Origin of the sequence: Pseudarthrobacter sp. ATCC 49987 (genome assembly GCF_009928425.1) — a bacterium.
Taxonomy (GTDB): domain Bacteria; phylum Actinomycetota; class Actinomycetes; order Actinomycetales; family Micrococcaceae; genus Arthrobacter.
The window spans coordinates 924,021-946,046 of the sequence record NZ_JAABNS010000001.1 but is presented as its reverse complement, the minus strand read 5'-3'; the positions used below and the strand labels follow the sequence as shown (position 1 = coordinate 946,046).

General features: G+C 66.8%; 16 protein-coding genes. 4 read left to right on the top strand and 12 right to left on the bottom strand.

Features of this window, described 5'->3' with window-relative positions; genetic code table 11:
• Position 1: 1 nt before the first annotated feature.
• Positions 2-487 (bottom strand): hypothetical protein, encoded by a 486-nt coding sequence (locus GXK59_RS04430; RefSeq protein WP_443094260.1) that lies wholly within the window; start codon positions 485-487, stop codon positions 2-4.
• Positions 488-726: 239 nt separating this feature from the next.
• Here GXK59_RS04430 and GXK59_RS04425 point away from each other — a divergent pair, with 239 nt between their 5' ends.
• Positions 727-975, top strand: a complete 249-nt coding sequence (locus tag GXK59_RS04425) for a WhiB family transcriptional regulator (RefSeq protein WP_003804966.1) — start codon at positions 727-729, stop codon at positions 973-975.
• Between the two features lie 125 nt (positions 976-1,100).
• Here GXK59_RS04425 and GXK59_RS04420 read toward each other — a convergent pair whose 3' ends face one another.
• The 4 genes from GXK59_RS04420 to GXK59_RS04405 are packed head-to-tail and all read right to left on the bottom strand — an operon-like array spanning position 1,101 to position 9,496.
• Entirely contained in the window at positions 1,101-2,570 is a 1,470-nt protein-coding gene (locus GXK59_RS04420; protein ID WP_160664692.1) for a sensor histidine kinase, read from the bottom strand.
• A gap of 37 nt (positions 2,571-2,607) precedes the next feature.
• A complete protein-coding gene (locus GXK59_RS04415; protein ID WP_160664690.1) occupies positions 2,608-7,482 on the bottom strand; it encodes an NAD-glutamate dehydrogenase in 4,875 nt (1,624 codons plus the stop codon).
• Between the two features lie 59 nt (positions 7,483-7,541).
• Positions 7,542-8,855, bottom strand: a complete 1,314-nt coding sequence (locus GXK59_RS04410) for an AAA family ATPase (protein WP_160664688.1) — start codon at positions 8,853-8,855, stop codon at positions 7,542-7,544.
• Complete coding sequence (locus GXK59_RS04405; protein ID WP_160664686.1) at positions 8,852-9,496, bottom strand: hypothetical protein; 645 nt, start codon at positions 9,494-9,496, stop codon at positions 8,852-8,854. Before GXK59_RS04405 ends, GXK59_RS04410 begins: the two co-directional genes overlap by 4 nt.
• A gap of 149 nt (positions 9,497-9,645) precedes the next feature.
• Here GXK59_RS04405 and GXK59_RS04400 point away from each other — a divergent pair, with 149 nt between their 5' ends.
• On the top strand, positions 9,646-9,861 hold the full coding sequence (locus GXK59_RS04400; protein WP_024367836.1) for a helix-turn-helix domain-containing protein: 216 nt from the start codon (positions 9,646-9,648) through the stop codon (positions 9,859-9,861).
• A gap of 37 nt (positions 9,862-9,898) precedes the next feature.
• Here GXK59_RS04400 and GXK59_RS04395 read toward each other — a convergent pair whose 3' ends face one another.
• Complete coding sequence (locus GXK59_RS04395; protein ID WP_160664684.1) at positions 9,899-10,483, bottom strand: hypothetical protein; 585 nt, start codon at positions 10,481-10,483, stop codon at positions 9,899-9,901.
• Between the two features lie 195 nt (positions 10,484-10,678).
• Here GXK59_RS04395 and GXK59_RS04390 point away from each other — a divergent pair, with 195 nt between their 5' ends.
• Entirely contained in the window at positions 10,679-11,473 is a 795-nt protein-coding gene (locus GXK59_RS04390; protein WP_160664682.1) for a LysM peptidoglycan-binding domain-containing protein, read from the top strand.
• A 78-nt stretch (positions 11,474-11,551) separates the two neighbouring features.
• The gene (locus GXK59_RS04385) at positions 11,552-12,046 is read left to right on the top strand and encodes an Rv3235 family protein (protein WP_160664681.1); all 495 of its coding nucleotides are present in this window, start codon (positions 11,552-11,554) and stop codon (positions 12,044-12,046) included.
• Positions 12,047-12,207: 161 nt separating this feature from the next.
• Here GXK59_RS04385 and secA read toward each other — a convergent pair whose 3' ends face one another.
• The 6 genes from secA to mtrB all read right to left on the bottom strand — a co-directional run bounded on the left by secA (position 12,208) and on the right by mtrB (position 21,913).
• A complete protein-coding gene (gene secA / locus GXK59_RS04380) occupies positions 12,208-14,943 on the bottom strand; it encodes a preprotein translocase subunit SecA (protein ID WP_160664679.1) in 2,736 nt (911 codons plus the stop codon).
• Between the two features lie 42 nt (positions 14,944-14,985).
• Positions 14,986-16,272, bottom strand: coding sequence for a winged helix-turn-helix domain-containing protein (locus GXK59_RS04375; RefSeq protein WP_160664677.1), 1,287 nt, complete (start codon positions 16,270-16,272; stop codon positions 14,986-14,988).
• A 32-nt stretch (positions 16,273-16,304) separates the two neighbouring features.
• Positions 16,305-17,030, bottom strand: coding sequence for a ribosome hibernation-promoting factor, HPF/YfiA family (gene hpf / locus GXK59_RS04370; RefSeq protein ID WP_160664675.1), 726 nt, complete (start codon positions 17,028-17,030; stop codon positions 16,305-16,307).
• Between the two features lie 143 nt (positions 17,031-17,173).
• Positions 17,174-17,947 carry a ComF family protein gene (locus tag GXK59_RS04365; protein ID WP_337248076.1) on the bottom strand — a complete coding sequence of 258 codons (774 nt, stop codon included), beginning with the start codon at positions 17,945-17,947 and terminating at the stop codon, positions 17,174-17,176.
• Between the two features lie 475 nt (positions 17,948-18,422).
• Positions 18,423-20,141 carry an LpqB family beta-propeller domain-containing protein gene (locus GXK59_RS04360; protein ID WP_160664673.1) on the bottom strand — a complete coding sequence of 573 codons (1,719 nt, stop codon included), beginning with the start codon at positions 20,139-20,141 and terminating at the stop codon, positions 18,423-18,425.
• Positions 20,138-21,913: an MtrAB system histidine kinase MtrB gene (gene mtrB, locus GXK59_RS04355; RefSeq protein WP_237393969.1), complete on the bottom strand. Its 1,776-nt coding sequence runs from the start codon at positions 21,911-21,913 to the stop codon at positions 20,138-20,140. Before mtrB ends, GXK59_RS04360 begins: the two co-directional genes overlap by 4 nt.
• Positions 21,914-22,026: the final 113 nt, after the last annotated feature.

The following is a 22,026-nucleotide window of genomic DNA, read 5'->3' as shown; positions in this document are numbered from 1 at the left end:
CCTAAAGGGCGGGCGGCGCCCCGCCAGCGCGTGAGGCGAAGGCGATGACACGCCTGTCGAACAGCAAAATGATGGCGAGAACCGCGGGCACCAGCATGGCCAGGCCCGCCACGGGGTATCCGCCCGACATCGTGGGGAAGCCGATAGTGAGTGTGAAGAGCTGCGCCACCAGCGCGCCGGCACGCGGCCACCGGTAGCCGCGGAACAGGAAGGTCGACACTGCAAAGAGCCAGGCGGAGAAGGCCAGGAGGAGCCCCAGCGTGAACACCGCGCCCCAGAACGAGAGCACGGGGGCCCCGGTCAGCAGCTGGCTTCCGTACCAGATGGCTGCCACCAGCAGCGCCGTCGCTTCCAGTGCAACGATGACCGCAATCACCATGATTCCCGCGGGCCGGGCGGGTGCGCCAGCGCCGGCCCCGCATGCGGGGGACCCAGCGGTATCGCCGTCGCGGGGAGGTTCGGAGGGGTTTTCAGAGGCTCTTGACACACTGGCACAGTACCGGACACAGTCGTCTAGATGTGAGGCCGCCGCCAGCCAATGTGATGCATCGCTCACGATTCCAAGGTATTTTGCAGCCAAGTACCCCTTGTTTACACAGCGTTAACATGACACGCTTAATCCAGATGACCGAGGGGGCCCCAGAGGGCCCCTTTCTTATGAAGCCTCTAGTGAATAATTTCACAAAGGCATTTAACGAGTTCCCAGGAATGGAGTGACTGATCAGCATGGATTGGCGTAACCGCGCAGCGTGCCTTGACAAGGACCCGGAGCTTTTCTTCCCCGTAGGAAACACCGGTCCTGCCCTCCTGCAGATCGAGGAAGCCAAAAGTGTTTGCCGTCGATGCCCTGTCGTCGACACCTGCCTTCAGTGGGCCCTTGAGTCCGGGCAGGACGCCGGCGTGTGGGGCGGCATGAGCGAAGACGAGCGCCGCGCCCTGAAGCGCCGCGCAGCCCGCGCCCGCCGCGCCTCCTGACACAAGGATCCTGACGCCGGCGAAACCGGCGGCCCGCTTTCACCGGCAGGACAGCAATGGCCGCAGACCTCAGTCTGCGGCCACTGCCGGTTAACCGCCGCAACAGGCACGGGCCGGCTGGCCAACTACGGTTTGGCCAGGCTCAAGACAATCTGGACAGCCGTTCCGCCGCCCTCCCTGGCCTTCCACTGAATACTGCCGCCCAACTCGCTCGTCACCAGGGTGCGCACAATCTGCAGGCCGAGTCCCTCCACATAGGGTTTAGCGGGAATGCCGACCCCGTCATCCGCCACCGTCACCGTGAGCAGCTCCTCCCCGTCCTCGCTTTCGGAGCGGTCCGCGATCAGCCAGACAGTTCCGGTGCGGCCCTCCAGGCCATGTTCGACGGCGTTCGTCACCAGCTCGTTGATCACCAGGGCCAGCGGGGTGGCGAAGTCGCTCGGCAGTTCGCCGAAGAGTCCGGAGCGCGCGGTCTTGACCTGCTGCGACGGGGACGCAACCTCGGCCGAGAGCCGGAACTGGCGGCCGATGAGCTCATCGAAGTCGACGCTCTGGGTCAGGCCCTGCGACAGCGTCTCATGCACGAGGGCGATCGTGGCCACCCGCCGCATGGCCTGCTCGAGTCCCTGTTTAGCCTCGTCGCTGACCATGCGCCGTGACTGCATCCGAAGCAGCGCGGCAACGGTCTGCAGGTTGTTCTTCACCCGGTGGTGGATCTCCCGGATCGTGGCGTCCTTCGTGACGAGTTCCAGCTCCCGGCGCCGCAACTCGCTGACGTCGCGGCAGAGCACCAGGGCACCAAAGCGCTGCTGTTCATCCCGCAGGGGAATGGCACGCAGGGACAGGCTGACCCCGCGGGACTCGATTTCACTGCGCCATGGCATGCGTCCCGTGACAACGAGCGGCAGGGTCTCGTCCACCAGGCGGCGGTCCTTGAGCAGGCCCGCGGTTAATTCGGCCAGGCTCCGGCCCTCGAGCGACTCGCCGTCGCCGAGCCGCCGGAAGGCCGAGACGCCGTTGGGGCTCGCGTACTGGACGATGCCCTCGGCGTCGAGCCTGATCAGGCCGTCACCGACGCGGGGCGCGCCGCGGCGGGAACCGGTGGGCGAGGCGAAGTCCGGCCACAGCCCCAGCGTCCCCATCCGCAGCAGGTCGTAGGCGCACTGCCGGTAGGTCAGCTCCAGCCGCGACGGCATGCGGGAGCTGGAGAGGTCCATGTGGGTCGTGACGATGGCCAGCGTCCGGCCGTTCCGGACCATCGGCACGGCTTCGACCCGGAGGGCCATGTCGCTACTCCAGTTGGTCTCGTTGGAGCGCTCGATCGTTCGGCTCTCCCACGCCTTGTTGACGAGCGGCAACAGGTCCGACCTGATCCCCTCCCCCACGAAGTCGGCGTGGAACACCGTATGCGTGGTGGAGGGGCGGACGTGGGCAAGCGCCACGTAGCCGAATTCAGGGTGCGGAAACCACAGCGCCAGGTCGGCGAACGCCAAGTCCGCGACCATCTGCCAGTCGCCGACGAGGAGGTGCAGCCACTCGGCATCCCCCGGCCCGAAATCAGCATGCTCCCTGATAGGGTCCGTAAAGATTGCCACAGCACCTCCATTTTGCGACGCGGGGAGCGGCAGCTGCCTAGCGTCGAACGATTGACCTCAAGAGCCTCAATGCTACCGACAGCGAGGCCATGTCATCGGCCTCGAGGGCGTTCACCTCTTCAAACATGCTCTTCGCCCGGTCCAGCTGCTCAACATTCTGGCTTTCCCAGGCCGCCAGCCGCTCCTCGGCCGGCATCTCCGGAGGCGTTGTCTCCAGCACCGCCGTCGTCATGTCCGAAACTGTCGAGTAGAGATCGTCACGGAGGGCCGCCCTGGCCAGGGCCTGCCAGCGGTCTTTCCTGGGCAGCTTGGTGATGCGTTCGAGCAGGGAGTCGGCGTGGAACCGGTTGAACACCACGTAGTACACGTGGGCGATGTTCTCGACGGGTTCGGGGCTGACGTGGACAATCTTGGCGATGTCGAGCAGCACGAAGCTTTCGAACAGTTCTGCCCAACGGTGCGCCAGATCCTCGGGCAGGTCCCAGCCGCGCGCCTTCTCAAGCCATTCGGCCACCCGGGCACGGTCGTCGCCGCGCAGGTAGTCCAGCAGGCGTGCCCGCATCGGATCCATCAGCGGCTTGAACTCGGCAACGGTCTCGGCAATGGGCCGGGAGGCGTTGCTTTGGCTCAGGACCCACCGCACGGCCCGGTCCAGAAGCCGGCGGATATCCAGGTGGACAGTGCTCCAGTGCTCCGTCGGGAAGGACGCGGGGAGCTCGTTGAGTTCCCCGACCATGATGTCCAGTTCGTAGACTTCACGGAGGGCCACGAAGGCCTTTGCGACGGCGGCCTCGGAGGCCGAGGTTTCCTCCATGGCACGGAACGCGAAGGTGATGCCGCCCATGTTGATCATGTCGTTCGCCACCACCGTCGCGATGATTTCGCGGCGCAGCGGATGGGTGTCGAGGTCAGCATCGAACCTGTCCCGCAACTGCTGCGGGAAGTAGTTCCGCAGGGTCGCCCGGAACCACGGGTCCTCGGACAAGTCGCTGTCCCGGAGTGCCGAGGCGAGTTCGATTTTGGCGTAGGCCGCCAGTACGGAGAGCTCGGGCGAGGTCAAACCCTGGCCCTGCTCCAGCCTCTCCCGCAGCGTCGCCGTCGTCGGCAGCGCTTCCAGGTCGCGCTTGAGGTCGGCGGACTTCTCCAGCCAGTCCATGAGGCGTTCGTAGCTGGGGCTCCATTCGGAGACCCGCATCCGGTCATTGAGCAGCAGGATGTTCTGGTCGATGTTGTCCTCCAGCACCAGCCGGCCGACTTCGTCGGTCATCGAGGCCAGGAACTCCGATCGCTCCGCGGGATCGAGCTTCCCCGCGGCCACCATCCGGTCCACGAAGATCTTGATGTTGACCTCGTGGTCGGAGCAGTCCACCCCGGCGGAGTTGTCGATCGCATCAGTGTTCAGGATGACGCCCTGGAGGGCAGCTTCGATGCGGCCACGCTGTGTCATGCCCAGGTTGCCGCCCTCGCCGACCACCTTCACGCGCAGGTCGCGGCCGTCGACTCGGATGGAGTCGTTGGCCTTGTCGCCGACCTCGGAATGGGTTTCCGTACTGGCCTTGACGTAGGTGCCGATTCCGCCGTTGTAGAGCAGGTCGGCCGGGGCCAGCAGGATCGCGCGCAGCAGTTCGGGCGGGCTGAGCTTCGTGGTCCCGTCGGGCAGTCCCAGCGCGGACCTGACCTGGTCCGAGACCGGTATGGACTTCGACTGGCGGGCAAATACACCGCCGCCTTCGCTGATCAGTGCCTTGTTGTAGTCGTCCCAGGAGGAACGGGGCAGCTCGAAGAGCCGCCGGCGCTCGGCGAAGGAGACCGCTTCGTCCGGGGTGGGATCGAGGAAGATGTGCCGGTGGTCAAACGCCGCGAGCAGCCGGATGTGCTTCGACAGCAGCATTCCGTTGCCGAACACGTCGCCTGACATGTCGCCGACACCGACAACGGTGAACGGCTCGGACTGGGTGTCCAGGTCAAGCTCGCTGAAGTGCCTCTTGACGGATTCCCAGGCACCGCGGGCCGTGATGCCCATGGCCTTGTGGTCGTAGCCGACCGAGCCGCCGGAGGCGAAAGCGTCGCCGAGCCAGAATCCGTATTCCGCGGCAAGGCCGTTGGCGATGTCGGAGAACGACGCCGTTCCCTTGTCGGCCGCGACCACGAGGTAGGAGTCGTCGTCGTCGTGCCGGACGACAGCGGCCGGCGGCACCAGCTGCTCGCCCTCCGGCGTCGTCACGAGGTTGTCGGTCACGTCCAGGAGGCCGCGGATGAACGTCTTGTAGCTTTCGATGCCCTCCGCCATCCACGCGGTGCGGTCCGAGGCCGGGTCCGGGAGCTGCTTGGCGTAGAACCCGCCCTTGGCGCCGGTGGGCACGATCACGGCGTTCTTGACCGTCTGGGCCTTGACCAGGCCAAGGATTTCGGTGCGGAAATCCTCGCGGCGGTCCGACCAGCGGAGCCCGCCGCGGGCCACCTTGCCGAAACGCAGGTGCACACCCTCGACCCGGGGCGAATAGACCCAGATCTCGAACATGGGAGTCGGGAACGGCAGGCCCTCAATCGCCGACGGGTTCAGCTTGAAACTCAGGTGCGCCTTGTTCTGGTAGTAGTTGGTCCGCAGAGTCGCCTGGATCAGGTTCTTGAAGGTCCGCAGCACTCGGTCGGCGTCGAGGGTTGCGACCTGTTCGATCGCTGCGTCCAGTCCGGCGAGGACCTCGTCCTGCCTGATGCGGCGCGCGTCCTCGCCCAGTGCCGGATCGAAGCGGGCTTCGAACAGGGCACTGAGCCCGCGGTTGACATCGGGGTTGGCCAGCAGGGTGTCTGCCAGGAATCCGTAGGAGTTGGTGTTGCCCATTTGCCGCATGTACTTGGCGTAGGCGCGCAGCACGACGACCTGGCGCCAGTGCATGCCCTCGCGCAGCACCAGCCGGTCGAAGCTGTCGGATTCCACGGCACCGGAGACCGCGGCGCCGAAGGAGTCGGCGAGCAGTTGCCCCGTTTTGAGGGGGTCCACCCCGGCGGGGTACTTCAGGCCCAGGTCGTAAAGGAAGAAGTCGCGGTGGTCCGCTGTTTCGATCTCGAACGGGCGCTCGTCCAGGACCTCCAGGCCCAGATTGTGGAAGTACGGCAGGATCTGGCTCAGGCTTTTGGGCTCGAGCATGTAGAGCTTGACGCGGGCGTCCTCTTCCAGCGTTGCTCCGGCGCCGTCGGGGAGGTAGACATGGACGCCAGGCTGTTCCTTGACGGCTTCCCCGGCGCGTTCGGCCAGGGCGCCGTACTTTTCGAAGCGGGCGATGTCCTCCAGGGCATCTTCCACCTCGTAGTCCACGCGGTAGCTCGCCGGGAAGGCCTCGGCCCAGACCGAGGCAAGCTCCTTGGCGCCGTCGTCCTTGAGGCCGCCGGCTCCGTCGGCGCGGGCGTGCAGGACTTCGGCGATGCCTTCACTCCATGAGCGGGCCGCCCGGACCAGCCGCTTTTCGAGGTCGTCGCTGTTGACGTTGCTGACATCGGCGTTCTTCGGGAGCCTGATCCGGAAGAAGAGCCGCGCCAGTGCGGATTCGGTCATCCGCGCCTCGTAGTCGATGGACACGGCGTCGAAGGTTTCGCGGAGTTCCTGCTCGATGCGCAGGCGCACGTTGGTGGTGTACCGGTCACGCGGAAGGTACACGAGGGCGGACATAAAGCGGCCGTAAATGTCCGGGCGGAGGAACAGCCGGGTCCGGCGCCGTTCCTGAAGCCGCTGGATGCCCGTGGCGATGGCGGCCAGATCGGGGATTTCGATCTGGAAGAGCTCGTCGCGGGGGTAGGTTTCGAGGATGCCCAGGAGGTCCTTGCCCGAGTGCGAGTCCGGCGGGAAGCCGGCATCGTTGAGCACCGCGGCAACCTTCTCGCGGACCACCGGGATGTCCCGCACGGATCCGGCGTAGGCCGTGGTGGCGAAGAGTCCGATGAAGCGGCGTTCGCCGTTGACGTTGCCGGCCGCGTCGAAGCTCTTGACCCCGATGTAGTCCAGGTAGGCGGAGCGGTGGACGGTGGAGCGCGAGTTGGCCTTGGTGATGACGAGGGCGCGCTTTTCGCGTGCTTTCTTCCGGCCGGTCTCGGTGAGGTGCTGGATCTGGTGCGGGGTGTCGGCGCCGCCGCGCAGCAGCCCGAGGCCGCTTTCTTCGCGGGGTTCCAGGACGTCCTCGCCGGATTCGTTTTTGAGGTCGTATTCGCGGTATCCGAGGAACGTGAAGTTCCCGTCATCGAGCCAGCGCAGCAGCTCCTGGGCCTGGCGGAGTTCGGCGATCTGCGCGGCATCGGCCAGCTTGTCCAGGCCCTCGGCGATCTGGAGAGCCCTGTTCCGCATCTTTGGCCAGTCCTCGACGGCGGCCCGGACATCGGCGAGCACCCGCCCGATTCCCTCGGTCAGCGCCGCGCGCTTCGCGTCGTCGACAGGGTCGATTTCGACGGCGATCCACGATTCCATGTGGGAGGCGTTGTCACCCTGGGCGATCAGGTGCGACAGGTTGGGCATGGCCGCAGTGTCGCCACTGGAGATGCCCAGGTGCGAGGGAACCCGCGAGACCTTGACGAGGTCACCGCTCTCACGGTTGCGGGTCACGACGAACAGCGGGTGCATCACCAGGTGGATGGGGGCATTCTGCCGGACCAGTTCCGCGTTGACCGAGTCAACGAGGAAGGGCATGTCGTCGGTGATGATGTAGACGACACTGCGGTCGGCTTCGTCGGAGATGGTAATGCTGGCGCTGCCCGGGAACCGGGTCGCCGCCGTGTGGCGGTGCATCGCTGCGCGTGCAGCGAGCAACTCCTCGGGATACGCCCGGGCGTCTTCTTCGGCGAGGTGCTCGTAGTAGTCCCTCAGGTAGCCTTCTCCGGCACCGATCGAAACGGGTTGATCCTCCACGCTGGACCCAGACGACATCGACAAACGCCTCCATCAAAAAAGTTCATGGCCGCTTCGTTGCGGCCCTCAAAGCGAGCCTAGCCCTTTACCCGACGCCTCGCTGTGGAAGAAAATACAGAGGATCGGCTGTTTCGCTGGACGGGTGCACAAACCAGTGCGGCAATGCCCTTCCGAAGAGCGGAATCAGGCGCAGCCTCGAGCAGGAGCGATCCCGAGAGCAGCGCCGCGTCACTCGACACCGGATCAGCCGGGAGGAACGCCAAGAGCGGTGCTGTGGGGCCATACCGCTCCCACGCGTCGCGTAGTTGCCGCTCCGGGGACCGTCCCACGGCGGACTGACGGACCTTGTTCAGCACCACGCGCGGGGTCACATGGGGAACAGCCGCGTCAAGTTCAGCCAGGCCACGGACCAGCCTCGGGACACCGATCGAGTCAGCCGCCCCCACCGCGAACACTGTGTCCGCCAGTTCAAGGCTCCGCAGCGTCGCGGCGTTCCGGCGCGGAGCCATCGTGTCAAAACTCAGTTCTTCGTCGGACTCGAGGCAGAACCCCGTATCGATCACGATGACTTCAGCCACCTGCCTGGCCCTGGCCAGCACCAGGGACAGTGCTGCCGCACGCAGTTCCGTCCAGCGGTCCGCCCGGGTGATTCCGGTCAGCACATGGAAAGTACCGGCCTTTGTCACCACCGGGGCAGCGATCCTGAGCAGCGCCTCCGGGTCGAGGAGGCCCTGGTCCGCCAGGCGGCAGGCCTGCGCGATCCCGGCGGCCTCGTCCAGCAGTCCAAGCATTGCTGCGACGCTGGCGCCGTAGCTGTCGGCGTCCACCAACAGCACGGACTTTCCCTCGGCGGCGAGCTCGGCCGCCATGTTGGCGGCGAGCATAGTCCGGCCCGGCGAACCCGCGGGCCCCCAAACCGCAATGATCTGCCCCGCACCGGCCCGATCGGGCACCTCCGCGGGAGTGCCGCCGGAGGGGCCGGATGCCGGGCCGGCGTCGGCAAAGCCGGGGTTTCCCTCCGGCCGGAGCCGCGGGTCCGCGCCGGCCAGTTGTGCGACTGCCCCCGTGATGCGGCCGGCAAGGGTGGCGGCGTCGACCCCGGTGAGTTCGGTGGCCACGCCGATCCCCCGCAGCCGGTCCTTCTCCTCCGGTCTGTCGGTCAGGGCCACGACGGCGACGCCGACGGCGGACAGCCGGTCGACCAGCGACGCCGTCAGCTCCTCGCTGCCCTGGGCTACGACCGCGGCACGGGCCAGGCCGCCTTGGCACGCCGCCAGCAGTTCCGCCAGTTCGTGGCACCGCCGGACGACCGACACCGGGCCGTGAAGGCGCTCCAGCCGGCCGACCAGGTCCTCGCGCGAGTCCCCGACGGTGACTACCGGGATGCTCACGAGCCAGCACCCCCCGGGTTCCAGACCACTGAAATCTTTGACTTATTGGCCTGCGCGCCCAGCAGGTTCGGCATCTGCGCGTCCGTCACCAGCACCATCACGACCGTGGACCGGGCAGACCCCAGCGCTGTGCTGCCCGGAGTGACCTGGGCGATTTCTGCGCCCGGCAGCAGCAGGGTGGGCTGACTGAATCCGTTCCGGCTATCGGGCAGTGCCACCCATACATCCACCCGGGAGCCGGCCGCTGCCTGCGCCGGCAGGGCCTCATCAACGGTGACTGCCACGGGCTTCCGGTCCAGGCCATCGGGCTGGCCGAAACTGCCGCGCGGCACCAACTGGTCCTTGCCGATTCTCTGGACGGCAACGAGCCCGTCAGGCACACCGGTCGCGGGAGTCAGGTAGTACTGCTCGACGTCGCCCAGACGGACCTTGACGAGGTTCAGTTTGTCCATGGTCAGCTTTTCACCCACGGCGATCGATTCCCGCGCGGTGTAGGCCTCGGCGGTTTGGTCGGCCGCTCCGACCAGGGAGATGACGCCCACGACGGAGGCAAGGACGAGCAGGATGCCAATGAGTAGCCTGGGGTCTTTCCAGGATGGTTTCTTCAGCCGCGCCCCGCCGGTTACCGTGCCCACACTCATGCGCATGCTCCCCCCCGTCGTCGCCGCCTGGCACTGGCCGGGCATCATCATTGTTACGCCTTCGTGCCCTGACGGGAAGATGCAGGACCAAAGAAGTGCAAACTGTGGATAACGCCCTCAGATGGAGTCATCGGTGGCAAAATGAAAGCATGCCCCGATTCCTGACCCTTGCCGACGTTGCAGAGCAGCTCCAAATCAACGCCCCGGCTGCCTACGCGCTCGTGCGCAGTGGTGAGCTCAAGGCGATCCAGGTGGGCGGCCGCGGCCAGTGGCGTGTTGAGGAGAAGATGCTCGAGCAGTACATCGAGGAGCGGTACGCCGAAGCAAGCCGGATGATCGCAGAAGCCAAGTCCAAGACCCGCTGAGTGGGGCCTGCCGTGCGCGGCATGGCACCTCGGCCTACTAATCCTGCACTGCGTAACCTGGCGTCCGGGCCGACCTGATCCCGGCCAGCGCGCCAAAGGGTATGGTCGCCACCTGGCGGACGTTGGCCGTCCGCCGGTCCTCGCCGTCTCCGGTGACCGCCAGGTCAAGGTGGTCTCGCCCCACCCTGTCAATCACCCCGTGGAGTACCGTTTCCCCCGCTGAGCCACCGGTCAGCAGGACAGCCAGGGCGGCGCGGTCCCGTGCCAGCCCGCGCAGGGCGCTGGCCAGGCCAAGTCTTTGCCGGACCCTGGACGACTCGGGTACGGCCAGCCGCGAAAGCCCGCGGTAGCGCACCGCCGCGGCATAGGGAACCAGCACCTGGTGCAGTGGTTCGTCCAGCACCAGCGCCTGGCTTCCGGCGTGGCTCAAGGTTCCCTCGACCGTGGATCCCGACGCCAGCTGGACCACAATCAGCAGCCCCAGCGAACCCCGCACCCGGTCCGCGAGCTCCACCGCTGCCGCCTCCGCCCGCGTCCGCTCCGTCACTTCCGCGTCGAGATCCAGCCGCTCGCTGGCAGCCATTTGTGTCTCCAGGTCGTCAAAGAGGGCATCCCAGCGCATGGCGAAAGCGTAGGCGCGGCCTGCTCAAGGGTCAACCGCACCCTCGAGAAATAACTGTAGACAAAAATTACCAACAGGGTTCAAGATTGATCTAAATACATCAAACAATATCAAATAGCATCAAACAGGCGATATTCCGATGAAAGGCGGACCACCATGAGGGCAGCAGAGTTTCCGCGATCCAGGCAACGGCGCGTGCTTACCGCCGACGCGGCCATGGCCGCCGTCGTCTTGCTGCTGGGGCTCTTCCTCGCCGGAACGGGAGGCAGCCTCGTCCAGCGCTGGCGGTCCTCCCCGGCACGTCACCAGTCCCCCGGGTTCGAAGACCAGCTCGGTATCGCAGCGAACACGGCCGGCCTGATTGTGATCGCCTGGTGGGCCATGTCCCTGGCCATTGCTGCCGCGGCGGCCTTCCTGGAGCGCAGCGGGAACGTCCGCGCAGCCTCGGCAGCCGGAAAGTTCGCCCCGGCCTTTATGCGCCGGCTCGCCCTCGCGGCAGTCGGACTCGAACTCCTCACCGCACCGCTGGCCGCAGCCTCCACCGCACCGCCTGTCCCCGGCGCGCCCGCGGCATCCACAGCATCCGCAGCATCCGCGGCATGGACGCCGACGGCGGTCCCGGCCGCGGCTGCGACTCCGGCGGCGCCCGACACAGCGGCACCAGGGCCTACGCCACAACCCGGAACCCCAGCGGAAGCCCCGGCCGTCGCGAATCCCCAGTGGCGGCCGCTGAGCCCGGTCGTCGAACCCGGTCCGCTGGCGGGGCGCCCGTTGCGGCACCAGCAACCCGCGGAGCAGGCAAGCGAGGTGACAGTACGCCCCGGGGACTCGCTGTGGAGCCTCTCGGCAGCCCGTCTGGGGCCGTTCGCCTCCGACGTCGACATCGCCCTCGACTGGCCGCGGCTCTACCAGGCCAACAGGGACATCATCGGCGGCAACCCACACCTTCTGCGGCCGGGCCAGGTGCTCAAGCTGCCACCCGGGCCCTGAATCCGAATCAAGAACACCAGCACGACGTGACGAAACGGCAGACGTTCAACCGCACACCCCAACAGCAAAGGAAGCACCATGACCGCCATGACCAGCCCCCGCGCCACCGCGGACGCCGTCCCATCGATCCCCCCGCCTCTGCACCTGGTTCCGTGCGGTGCGGCACCGGCCGCGCCGCCGGCCAGTCCCCGCGTTCCGGCAGCGCCGCTGCCGCGCAGGGCCGATGAGGAACGGGAGGTGTGTGCGATTTCCCGCAGCACGGTTCAGGCCGCCATCGAAGTGCTGGCCGGCACCCGGCCGGCACAACAACTTGCCCGGCGGCTCGACGAGCGCTGCCTCGCGGCCCTCCAACACCGGGCCGCCCTGACCCGGCGTGTGCCGTGCGGGGCGTCACCGACGGCGGGACGACTGCACCGCAACGCCTCTGTCCGCTCCGTCCGGGCCTGCCGGGTATCCGCTGACATCTACGAGGCCAGCGCCGTCGTGGTCGAGGAATTGCGGGTGCGGGCGGTCGCCCTGCGGCTGGAGCGAAGCAGGCTCGCCTGGCGGGTCACTGTGCTGGAAATCGGCTGACAACCAACGCGGAAGATCACTCAAACGGGCTGGGGGCTGGCTGAGGGAAGCGACGGAAGGAGGAGGCAGCAGTAATGGCAGAGGACCGGAACTCATGTTCCGGTCCTCTGTCATTACTGCGCCGTTAGGCCAGGCTGCCCGTGTCGGCAGCAGCCGATCGGCTAGCGCTTCTTCTTTTTGTTGGCGCGGCGCGGGGCATCCTGCCCGGCCTTGGCCGGGTTGCCGGAACGGCCGGAGGCCTTGGCCTCCACACGGGTCTGGGCCGAACCGTCCTCGCCGGGGGCCGTGTACTGCAGCTGCGCCGGCTTTTCGGGGGCCTCCAGCCCGGCAGCATGGATCTGCGGTTCGTGGTGCTCGGTGTGCTGGCCCGCGGCGTCCGCGACGACGACGTCCTCGGCGGGCGTCACCTCGACCTCAAGGTTGAACAGGAAGCCGACGCTTTCCTCCCGGATGGCCTCCATCATGGCCTGGAACATGATGAAGCCCTCGCGCTGGTATTCCACCAGGGGATCGCGCTGGGCCATCGCGCGCAGCCCGATGCCTTCCTTCAGGTAGTCCATCTCATAGAGGTGTTCCTGCCATTTGCGGCCGATCACCGAAAGCACAACGCGGCGCTCGAGTTCGCGCATGCTCTCGTGCCCGATGGCTTCTTCGCGGGCCTGGTAGACCAGGCGGGCGTCGGAGAGGATCTCTTCCTTGAGGAAGTCGACCGTGATCCGCGACTTGCCGCCGGCCTCGTCGATGAGGTCGCGCGGGGTGACGCTCACCGGGTAGAGGGTCTTGAGGTTGGACCACAGCAGGTTGAAGTCCCAGTCGTCGCCGGTGCCCTCTGCGGTGGCCTGCTCGATGAACGCGGTGATCGTGTCTTCCAGGAAGAACTGGACCTTTTCGTGGAGGTCGTCGCCTTCGAGGATGCGGCGGCGGTCGCCGTAGATGGCCTCGCGCTGGCGGTTCAGAACGTCGTCGTACTTCAGGACGTTCTTGCGCTGTTCGGCGTTGCGGCCCTCCACCTGGCCCTGGGCGGAGGCGATGGCGCGCGAGACGAGCTTGGATTCGAGGGCGACGTCGTCCGGCACCGAGCTGTTCATCAGACGTTCCGCCGCGCCGGAGTTGAACAGGCGCATCAGGTCATCGGTCAGCGACAGGTAGAACCGGGACTCGCCCGGGTCGCCCTGGCGGCCGGAGCGGCCGCGGAGCTGGTTGTCGATCCGGCGTGATTCGTGCCGTTCGGTGCCCAGCACGTAGAGGCCGCCGAGGTTGAGGACTTCCTCGTGCTCGTCCTTGACGGACTGCTTGGCGGCCTCGAAGGCGGCCGGCCAGGCGGCCTCGTATTCTTCAGAGTTCTCTTCCGGATCCAGCCCGCGCTTGGCCAGTTCGGCGACAGCGGTGAACTCGGCGTTGCCGCCGAGCATGATGTCGGTACCGCGGCCGGCCATGTTGGTCGCCACCGTGACGGCGCCCTTGCGGCCTGCCTGGGCCACGATCGCGGCCTCACGGGCGTGGTTCTTGGCGTTCAGGACCTCGTGGCGGACGCCCTCCTTGGCCAGGAGCCGGGAGAGGTATTCGCTCTTCTCGACGCTCGTGGTGCCGACCAGGACCGGCTGGCCCTTTTCGTGCCGTTCGGCAATATCCTTGACGACGGCGTCGAACTTGACGGCCTCGTTCTTGTAGACGAGGTCCGCCTGGTCGATGCGCGTCATGTCCCGGTTGGTGGGGATCGCGACGACGCCGAGCTTGTACGTGCTCATGAACTCTGCGGCTTCCGTTTCGGCGGTGCCGGTCATGCCCGCGAGCTTGCCGTACATGCGGAAGTAGTTCTGCAGCGTCACCGTGGCGAGGGTCTGGTTCTCGGCCTTGATCTCGACGCCTTCTTTGGCCTCGATGGCCTGGTGCATGCCTTCGTTGTAGCGCCGGCCGGCGAGGATGCGGCCGGTGTGCTCGTCCACGATCAGGACTTCGCCGTCGAGGATGACGTAGTCCTTGTCCCGCTTGAACAGTTCCTTGGCCTTGATGGCGTTGTTCAGGAATCCGATCAGCGGGGTGTTCGCGGACTCGTAGAGGTTGTGGATGCCGAGGTAGTCCTCGACCTTCTCGATGCCGGCCTCGAGCACACCGACGGTGCGCTTCTTCTCGTCGACTTCGTAGTCCTCCTCGGACTTGAGCCGGGTGACGACCTTGGCGAACTCGCTGTACCAGCGGTTGGTGTCGCCCTGGGCGGGGCCGGAAATGATGAGCGGGGTCCGTGCCTCGTCGATGAGGATGGAGTCCACCTCATCGACGATGGCGAAGTGGTGGCCGCGCTGGACGAGCTCGGACTTGTCCCACGCCATGTTGTCGCGCAGGTAGTCGAAGCCAAATTCGTTGTTGGTGCCGTAGGTGATATCGGCGGCGTACTGTTCGCGGCGCACGGCCGGGTCCTGGTTGGACAGGATGCAGCCGCTGGTCAGGCCCAGGAAGCGGTAGACACGGCCCATGAGGTCCGACTGGTATTCGGCAAGGTAGTCGTTGACGGTGATGACGTGCACGCCGTTGCCGGCGAGGGCGTTCAGGTAGGCCGGAGCGGTGGCCACGAGGGTTTTGCCTTCACCAGTCTTCATTTCGGCGATGTTGCCCAGGTGCAGGGCGGCGCCGCCCATCAGCTGGACGTCGAAGTGGCGCATCCCGAGGGTGCGGGACGAGGCTTCGCGAACGGCGGCGAACGCCTCGGGCAGGAGGTCATCGAGCTTTTCGCCGTCGACGTGGCGCGCGCGGAGCCGGTCCGTCTCTTCGCGCAATTCTGCGTCGCTGAAGGTCTGGAAGGAGCTTTCCAGGGCATTGATGGAATCGGCATAGTTCCGCAGTTGCCTCAGGGTTTTTTTGTCACCCGTGCGGAGAAGTTTTTCGATAAGTGATGCCACGTGAAGTTGCTCCCAGTCTCAAGCTGCCGAATTCTGGCGTGTTTAGTCTACGGGAGAGACGCAGGGCCGGTTACGCCTGTTCCCTCTCAGCGGATACACCGCTTCCTCCCCGGACACGGCGTCTGCGAGCGCCGGTGCCAGGTCCCCTTTCTGGGAAACCACAACCCGGTCCAGTTCCAACCACTCTGCCATGAGCTGCAGTTCGGCAGCGAGTTCGACGGCGGTGTCGGCGGGGGCGCCGGGTTCCGCGTGGGCAGCCCTCGCCAGCAGGAGGCCGTTGGCCCGGTCGGCTTTGAGGTCGACTCGGGCCACGATCCCGTCGCGCAGCAGAAAGGGCAGCACGTAGTAGCCGTAGCGGCGCTTCGGCTCCGGGGTGTAGATCTCGATGCGGTAGTGGAAACCGAACAAGGCCTCAAGGCGCTGCCGCTCAAAGACCAGCGAGTCGAAGGGGCTCAGCAGCGCGCGACCGGTGGCCGTGCGGGGCAGTTTCGCCTCGACGTGCCGGTAGACGGGCTTGTTCCAGCCGGTCACAGTGACGGGCAGCAGCCGTCCCGCTTCGAGGAGGTGGTCCACTGCGATGGCGGACGGACGCATGGGTGTCCGGAAGTAGTCCGCAAAGCAGCGCAGCGTGCCGATGCCGTGGGCCCGGGCGGCGGCATCGATGAGGCGTACCAGCGCGGCCTCCTGGTCCGCCCCGGCGTCCGGGACTTCCGGATTTTCCTCCGGCCGCCCGGACAGGACCTTGGCGGTGAGGGTGTAGCGCCGTTCAAAGGACTCCGTGCGGGACGCGGCCGAAATGAGGCCCGCTTCGAAGAGGTGCTCCAGCACCCGTTTCACGGCGTTCCAGTTCCAGCCCCAGTTGTCCTGCTGCCGGTCCTCCACATAGCCAAGGTGCGCGGTGAGTTCGGCGGCGGTCATTGGCCGGCCGGCGGCCAGTGCCTCGAGCACCCGGGACGCGACACCGTTCCTGAGCTCGGGGTCCATGGAGTGCGCCCCCACCCATTTCCGGCTTTGCCACAGGACCAGGTCCTGGAAATGGTCGGGGCGGATGAAGCTGGCCTCGTGGGCCCAGTACTCCATCATGCGGCGCGGGTGGGTACCCGCCATGCGCTGGAGGATGGAGCGGTCGTAGTTGCCCAGCCGGGAGAAGAAGGGCAGGTAGTGGCTCCGCGCCAGCACGTTGACGGAGTCGATCTGGACCAGTTGGAGCCGGGCAAAAGTACGGCCCACCGCCCGTGCAGTCACGGGTCCGGCGGGCCGTACTTTGTCCAATCCCTGGGCTGCCAGTGCGATCCGCCGGGCCTGCTTGAGGCTCAGCACTTCCTGCACATCAGTCCCTTCGTTGGATGGTCTGCACCAGCTTATGCGCTGGCGGGCTCATCCTCGGAGCGGTAGGCGAGGACTTTCTCTTCCAGCGGGGCCTCGCCCGGCTGGCACGTCTGGTCAAGGGAAATAACCCCGTAGGTCCAACCGTCGCGGCGGTACACAACGGACGGCGCCTTGGTCTCCTTGTCCACGAAGAGGTAGAAGTCGTGACCCACGAGCTCCATATTGTCGACAGCGTCGTCGAGCGTGAGGGACGCGGCGGGAAAGACCTTCCGGCGGATGAGCACGGGCGAGTCTCCGGCCGGGATGTCATTCTCGACCTCGTACGGCGACTTCTCGGCGGGAGCTGCCTTGGGCTCCAGCCAGTGGTTGGCCTCTTCGTAAATGGGCTCGCTGGTGCTCGCGGGCTCGAGGGTTGCCGTGGCCTCGGTGACGGATTTCGGGGTGTGCCGGCCATGGTGGACCTTCTTGCGGTCCTTCGCGCGGCGCAGGCGTTCAAGAAGCTTGTTGTAGGCGAGATCGAACGCGGCGAATTTGTCTGCGGCGCTGGCTTCGGCACGAATCACGGGGCCCCGGCCGAGGACGGTCAGCTCTACCGTGAGCATCTCGTCGGTCTGGCGGGCCTTGGTCTCCTTGGTTACCTTCGCGTCCACCCTCTGGACCTTGTCGCCCAGTGACGCGATCTTCGAGATCTTCTCGTCGGCGTACTCGCGGAACCGGTCGGAGACCGTCAAATTACGTCCGCTGATCATGAACTCCATGGTGCCCTCCAAATGACTTCGGTGACACGACGGCGGCACTTCCCGGGGCTGATCTGACTGACAGTCGAGCCCCTTTCCGAGCCGCTATCGACAGGTACATCTATTCTTGGTACCCATCTTCGACGTTAGTTCATAGCCCCCTCTTATTCATCCTTTTTTGGTTTATTTTTTTCCTGGACGGGCGCCGTCCCCGCCAACGCGCGGCCGGCGTCACCGAAGTCGAGCGTGACCGGCGGGCGTGTCGCGGCGAGGACGACGGCGCCACTCACCAGCGCGCCGGCCGCGCGCAACGCCCGGGCAGCCTCGGCCAACGTAGCCCCGGTGGTGAGCACGTCGTCAACGATGATGCACTGCTGTCCCTTGACCTTGGGAGCGAACGGGCCGCGCCGGACCCGCATGGATCCCCGCACCCGCTGTGCCCGGTCCCCGCGCCCCAGCCCCTTTTGTCCGCCGCGCCCTCGCGGCAGTCCCGGAAGTCCCGGCAGTCCGGGGAGGCGGCAACCGGCCCCGGGGGCCGTCCGTGACGCTGGCTTCCCGGTCGCCGGGGCCCGCAGCACCGTCTTCCGGAGGGCATGGACGGTGGTGAAGCGCGAGTGTACTCCGGCCCCCGGGGTCCGTCCCATTCTGCCGAGCAGCACGTGGACCGGGCTGAAGCCCCGCTTCCGGTAGGCACTGCTGCTGGTGGGCACGGGGACCAGCAGCAGTCCCGGTACCTCCCCTGCAGCAGCCCGGATGGCCCGGGCCAGGCCACGGGACAACACCTCCGCGAGTTGTCCCTGGCCGTAGCGCTTGAACGACAGCACCGTCTGCGCCAGCTCCGCGCGGTAGGCGCCGGCAGCCACGACAGGAAGGAGCACGGAGCCGTCGACGTCCATCAGGGCCGGGGCCTGTGCTTCCGCCCGGAACGGTTGCCGCATCAACAGCCGGACCTGCCGTCCGCAGCCGCCACAGAGCGCCAGGTCTTCAGCCCCACAACAGACGCAGTCCACCGGCGCCACGAGTGCCAGCACTTCGGCCGCGGCAGCCGCGGCCCCGTCTGCCAGCCGCGCCAGCGGCCGGCGGTAGCCGCCGCGGTGTCTCGGAGCAGGAATGGCCGGTGGACCCAGATCAGGGTCGGCTGCGCGCGGCGGTCGCCGGACCGCGCGGGTTACGGCACTGCCGTCCCGGTCCCGGTCCCGGTCCCTGTCCCTGTCCCTGTCACTGTCACTGCCACTGCCACTGCCACTGGCTTGCCTGGATGTCGCCACCCCACAAGGTTCCGCCCCCGCGGCGCCTGGCGGCAGCCCCTGGCGACGCTATGTGGAAAATCGCGCCACACGGTCGGGACAGGCACGGCCCGGGCTGGGCTGCGCTGCGCTGCCGGAACAATACCCGCCGCGCCTGTTGGAGTCCCTAGCCGGGATAGGCCGGATCGATCGGCCCCTTGAGTTGCGGGGACCATCCGTTGCCGAGCCGCTGGAAGATCCCTTCCGCGGACTGCGCGTAGATCTCCTCAGACCCGTTGCCGGCACTGAGTGCGGTAAGTCCCGGCCACGGCGCGAGTTGTTGCGGCTGGGACGACGTGAGGGACAAAAGCTCGGGGGTGACGGATTCGCTTGCGGAGCCCTTCATCACTGCGACCGTGGTGTCGTCCACCCACACGCCCTGGTCCGGATCGTTCGTTGCCAACAGGGTCATCGGCACAGTCAGTTCCTTGGGCGTGCCGTCCGCTGCCCGGACAATGCCCGCTACCTGGACCTTGGTTTTGCCGTTCTGCTCCGTGAGGATGAGGGCCCGGGTGCCCTCGCGTGAGACCCGGAACTCCTTGACGGACCGCCCGGCGAGCCAGGCCGGCGCCAGTGCGACCGTGGGAACACCGGAGCCTTCTGCCACGTTGACCGGCCGGTAGGCGATCATTTCCGCGGCACCGTTGGCCCCCGGTCCCGCCGTCCAGACCCAGTCGTACCGGTCGAAGGACGGACGGGTCAGGGTGGCGCGGGTGGTCAGCGCCCTGGCGGGCTGGCCAGGCACGATGGAGTACAGCGTTCCGCGGCCGGCGTTGAGGAAGGCAGCGGACTGCGAGACCGGAGATTCCGCCGGGGCCCGGGGTGCCAGGGCGGAGACAGGCTGGATGTCGGGAAGCGGCGAGATCCTGTTGTTCTCATACCGGACCAGATCGTTGTTGCTCACGGCGATCTGGTGGGCGGGGACGTTTTTGTCCCGGATCGGCGGAAGGACGGAGCCATTGTCCTGTACGCGCACCAGGTCCTGGTTGGCCCGGAGTTCGACGTTGATGACGTCGGGCTGGCTGCGGAAGGTAAGGGCGAGCTGGGTCTGCATCCGCAGCCTGTCCTCGTTGGAGGCCTCCACGAGGTCCTTTGCCGTGAGGTCCACCTGGGCGGCGCCGGAGACCACCGGGACCGACTCGCGGGCCAGCTTGATGCCCGAGGGGAAAGCGCTGACCACGGCTCCCTTGAGATACGGGGCCGGACCGCCGAGGAGGGCGCTGGTCATGGCCTTGACGGTCTTCTTCTTGATAAACCACCGGACGTCGGGCACCGCATAGGCGAACGTCGGGTCATAGAAATAGATCGGATAGGCGCCGTAGATGACCTTGAAGGTCTCCTCCGGGATCGCTGTGCCGTCCGGGAGTTCCGCAATCCGCCATTCACCGTCCACCTTGGTCAGCGTGGCGGGGATATTCTCCTTGGTTCCCTCCGGCAGCTGGGTAGCAACCCCATCCACGTCAACGGAGTAGGACACGTCCAGTTCGTAGTTGAAGACGTTTTCGACGCCGGTCGGCACCACGCGCGCGGAGCGAAAGACGAGCACCCGCTGGTCCGGCTTCCAGGTCACGGACGACGCCTGGGTCAGGTACTGGCGTGCCACGGCGTAGTCGTCCTCGTAGCCGCTGCCGGCGAGGTAGAAGTCCTCGATCACGGCGTCCGGCCCGGCCCCCTGACGCGGCGCGGACGGGAAGAACACAGGAGCGTTATTGGGATTCCCTGCGCTCTCGTCCGTACTTTTTCCCACTGGGCCCGACCGCGGGATCTGGGCGCACGATGTCAGCAGGAACAGCAGCACGGCCAGAAGCGCCGCCGTGCGGGTGGCCTTCCGTGGGGTGCGGCTCATGCCCCCTCCTTCGTTCCGGTGCCTGCGGTACTTGTTCCCCGGGTATCGGTATTGCCGGCGTCGGCGGTGCCGGCGTCGTGGGTCCCGCCGTCGGCGCGCGTTACTGGCGCGGGGTCCAGGAGCAGCATGGTGCGTTCGCCGCCGTCGCCGTGAAAACCGACGTCGACCGGTTCCAGCTGGAGTGGGGACTTCGTAATGGCCTCGCCCTGGCGCAGAGCGAGGGTGAGGCGGAAGTTGGCGCCGATGCCCTTCCGTCCCCACGCCTGGAGCCAGCCGTTGTGGAGTTTCGCGTCCTCCGCCGCGATGGACAGCCCGAGGCCGCTGCCTCCCGTGGTGCGTGCACGCGCCGGATCGGCGCGCCAGAACCGGTCGAACACGCGTGCCGCTTCCGCCGGGGCCAAACCGATGCCGTGGTCCCGGACGGCGACCGCCACGGCGTTGTCGTTGGCGGCCACGGAAATGTTCACCGGGCGGCCCTCGCCGTGTTCCAGGGCATTCAGCACGAGGTTGCGCAGGATCCGGTCGATCCGGCGGTCATCCATGTCCACGATGATGCTGCCCGCGGGCGCGTTGAGGGTGACCTCGGAGCCGTACTCGGCGGCCACCGGGGCCACGCCTTCCATCACATGCGACACGAGCTGCACGATGTCGCCCGGTTCGGCGTCGAGCGTTGCCACGCCCGCGTCGAAGCGGGAGATTTCCAGGAGGTCGGCCAGGAGGGACTGGAAGCGCTCCACCTGGTGGTAGAGCAGTTCCGCGGACCGCTTGTTGATGGGGTCGAAGTCATCGCGCGCGTCGTACAGAACTTCGGCGGCCATCCGCACGGTGGTGAGCGGGGTCCGCAGTTCGTGGGAGACATCGGAGACGAAGCGCTGCTGCATCTGGGACAGGGTCGCGAGCTGGGTGATCTGCTCCTGGAGGCTCGCCGCCATGTGGTTGAACGAAGCCCCAAGCCGGGCCACCTCGTCCTCGCCCTTGACCACCATGCGTTCCTGCAGCTGCCCTGCCGCGAGTTTCTCGGAGACGAGCGCGGCGTGGCTGACCGGGCTGACCACATTCCGGGTCACGTACCAGGCCACGGCGCCAATCAGCAGCGCCAGCACCGCGCCGCCGGCCAGCAAGACGCTCTGGATCTCGTCGAGGGTCTTTTGGGCGGTGTTGAGGTCATAGATGAGGTACAGCTCGTAGACCGTGCCGTTGAAGGTGACCTTGTTGCCGACGGCGATCCCGGGCCGGTCTTCGGTGCCCACCGGGAACTCCGTGGACGCCCAGAACTGCTCCTTGCCGGAATTCTGCACGGCCGTGCGCAGCTCGGTGGGAATGACGCTGATGGTGAGCTGGTCCGATGCCCGCGATTCGACCCAGCGGTTGCGGGGTTTGGTTTGTTCCGGCATCGCCTCAAAGACATAGCGCCGCTGGATCACGGAGCCGCGGCCCTCGACGGCGTTCAGGATGTCATAAACGAGCGTGATGACGCTGGACTGGTCGGTGACCTGGGCGCCGTCGAACGTGTCCTGCACCTGCTTGACGTTGTAGCGCGTCTCCGACTCGGCCTGGACCAGCCGTTCCTGGAAGAGGTTGTTGGCGATCTGGTTGGACAGGTACGCGCCAACCACCGCGAAAGACGCGATCGCGAGCATAAGGGTTGTCAGCACGGTCCTGAACTGCAGCGATCGCCGCCACTTGCGGTGCAGTGAACGCAGGAGGTAGCGGATGCCCGGAAGCAGGCGGGACGCGCCAATGCTGACCAGCCGGGCCACCCGCACCCCCACGATCCGGGCACGCTTCACCCAGAGCCTGGTGCGGAAACTCACGGCTTTCCAGCCGGCGGCCGGGGCGAGGTCCGCAGGCGCGTTGGTGTCAGGGGCGCCGGCGGCCGGGGCGC

Excerpts from the sequence above, each read along its gene's own strand:
- GXK59_RS04425 (WP_003804966.1), top strand. The coding sequence starts at position 727 with ATGGATTGGCGTAACCGCGCAGCGTGCCTTGACAAGGACCCGGAGCTT.
- GXK59_RS04415 (WP_160664690.1), bottom strand. The coding sequence starts at position 7,482 with ATGTCGTCTGGGTCCAGCGTGGAGGATCAACCCGTTTCGATCGGTGCC.
- GXK59_RS04405 (WP_160664686.1), bottom strand. The coding sequence starts at position 9,496 with ATGAGTGTGGGCACGGTAACCGGCGGGGCGCGGCTGAAGAAACCATCC.
- GXK59_RS04400 (WP_024367836.1), top strand. The coding sequence starts at position 9,646 with ATGCCCCGATTCCTGACCCTTGCCGACGTTGCAGAGCAGCTCCAAATC.
- GXK59_RS04395 (WP_160664684.1), bottom strand. The coding sequence starts at position 10,483 with ATGCGCTGGGATGCCCTCTTTGACGACCTGGAGACACAAATGGCTGCC.
- GXK59_RS04385 (WP_160664681.1), top strand. The coding sequence starts at position 11,552 with ATGACCGCCATGACCAGCCCCCGCGCCACCGCGGACGCCGTCCCATCG.
- hpf (WP_160664675.1), bottom strand. The coding sequence starts at position 17,030 with ATGGAGTTCATGATCAGCGGACGTAATTTGACGGTCTCCGACCGGTTC.
- GXK59_RS04365 (WP_337248076.1), bottom strand. The coding sequence starts at position 17,947 with ATGCGGCAACCGTTCCGGGCGGAAGCACAGGCCCCGGCCCTGATGGAC.
- GXK59_RS04360 (WP_160664673.1), bottom strand. The coding sequence starts at position 20,141 with ATGAGCCGCACCCCACGGAAGGCCACCCGCACGGCGGCGCTTCTGGCC.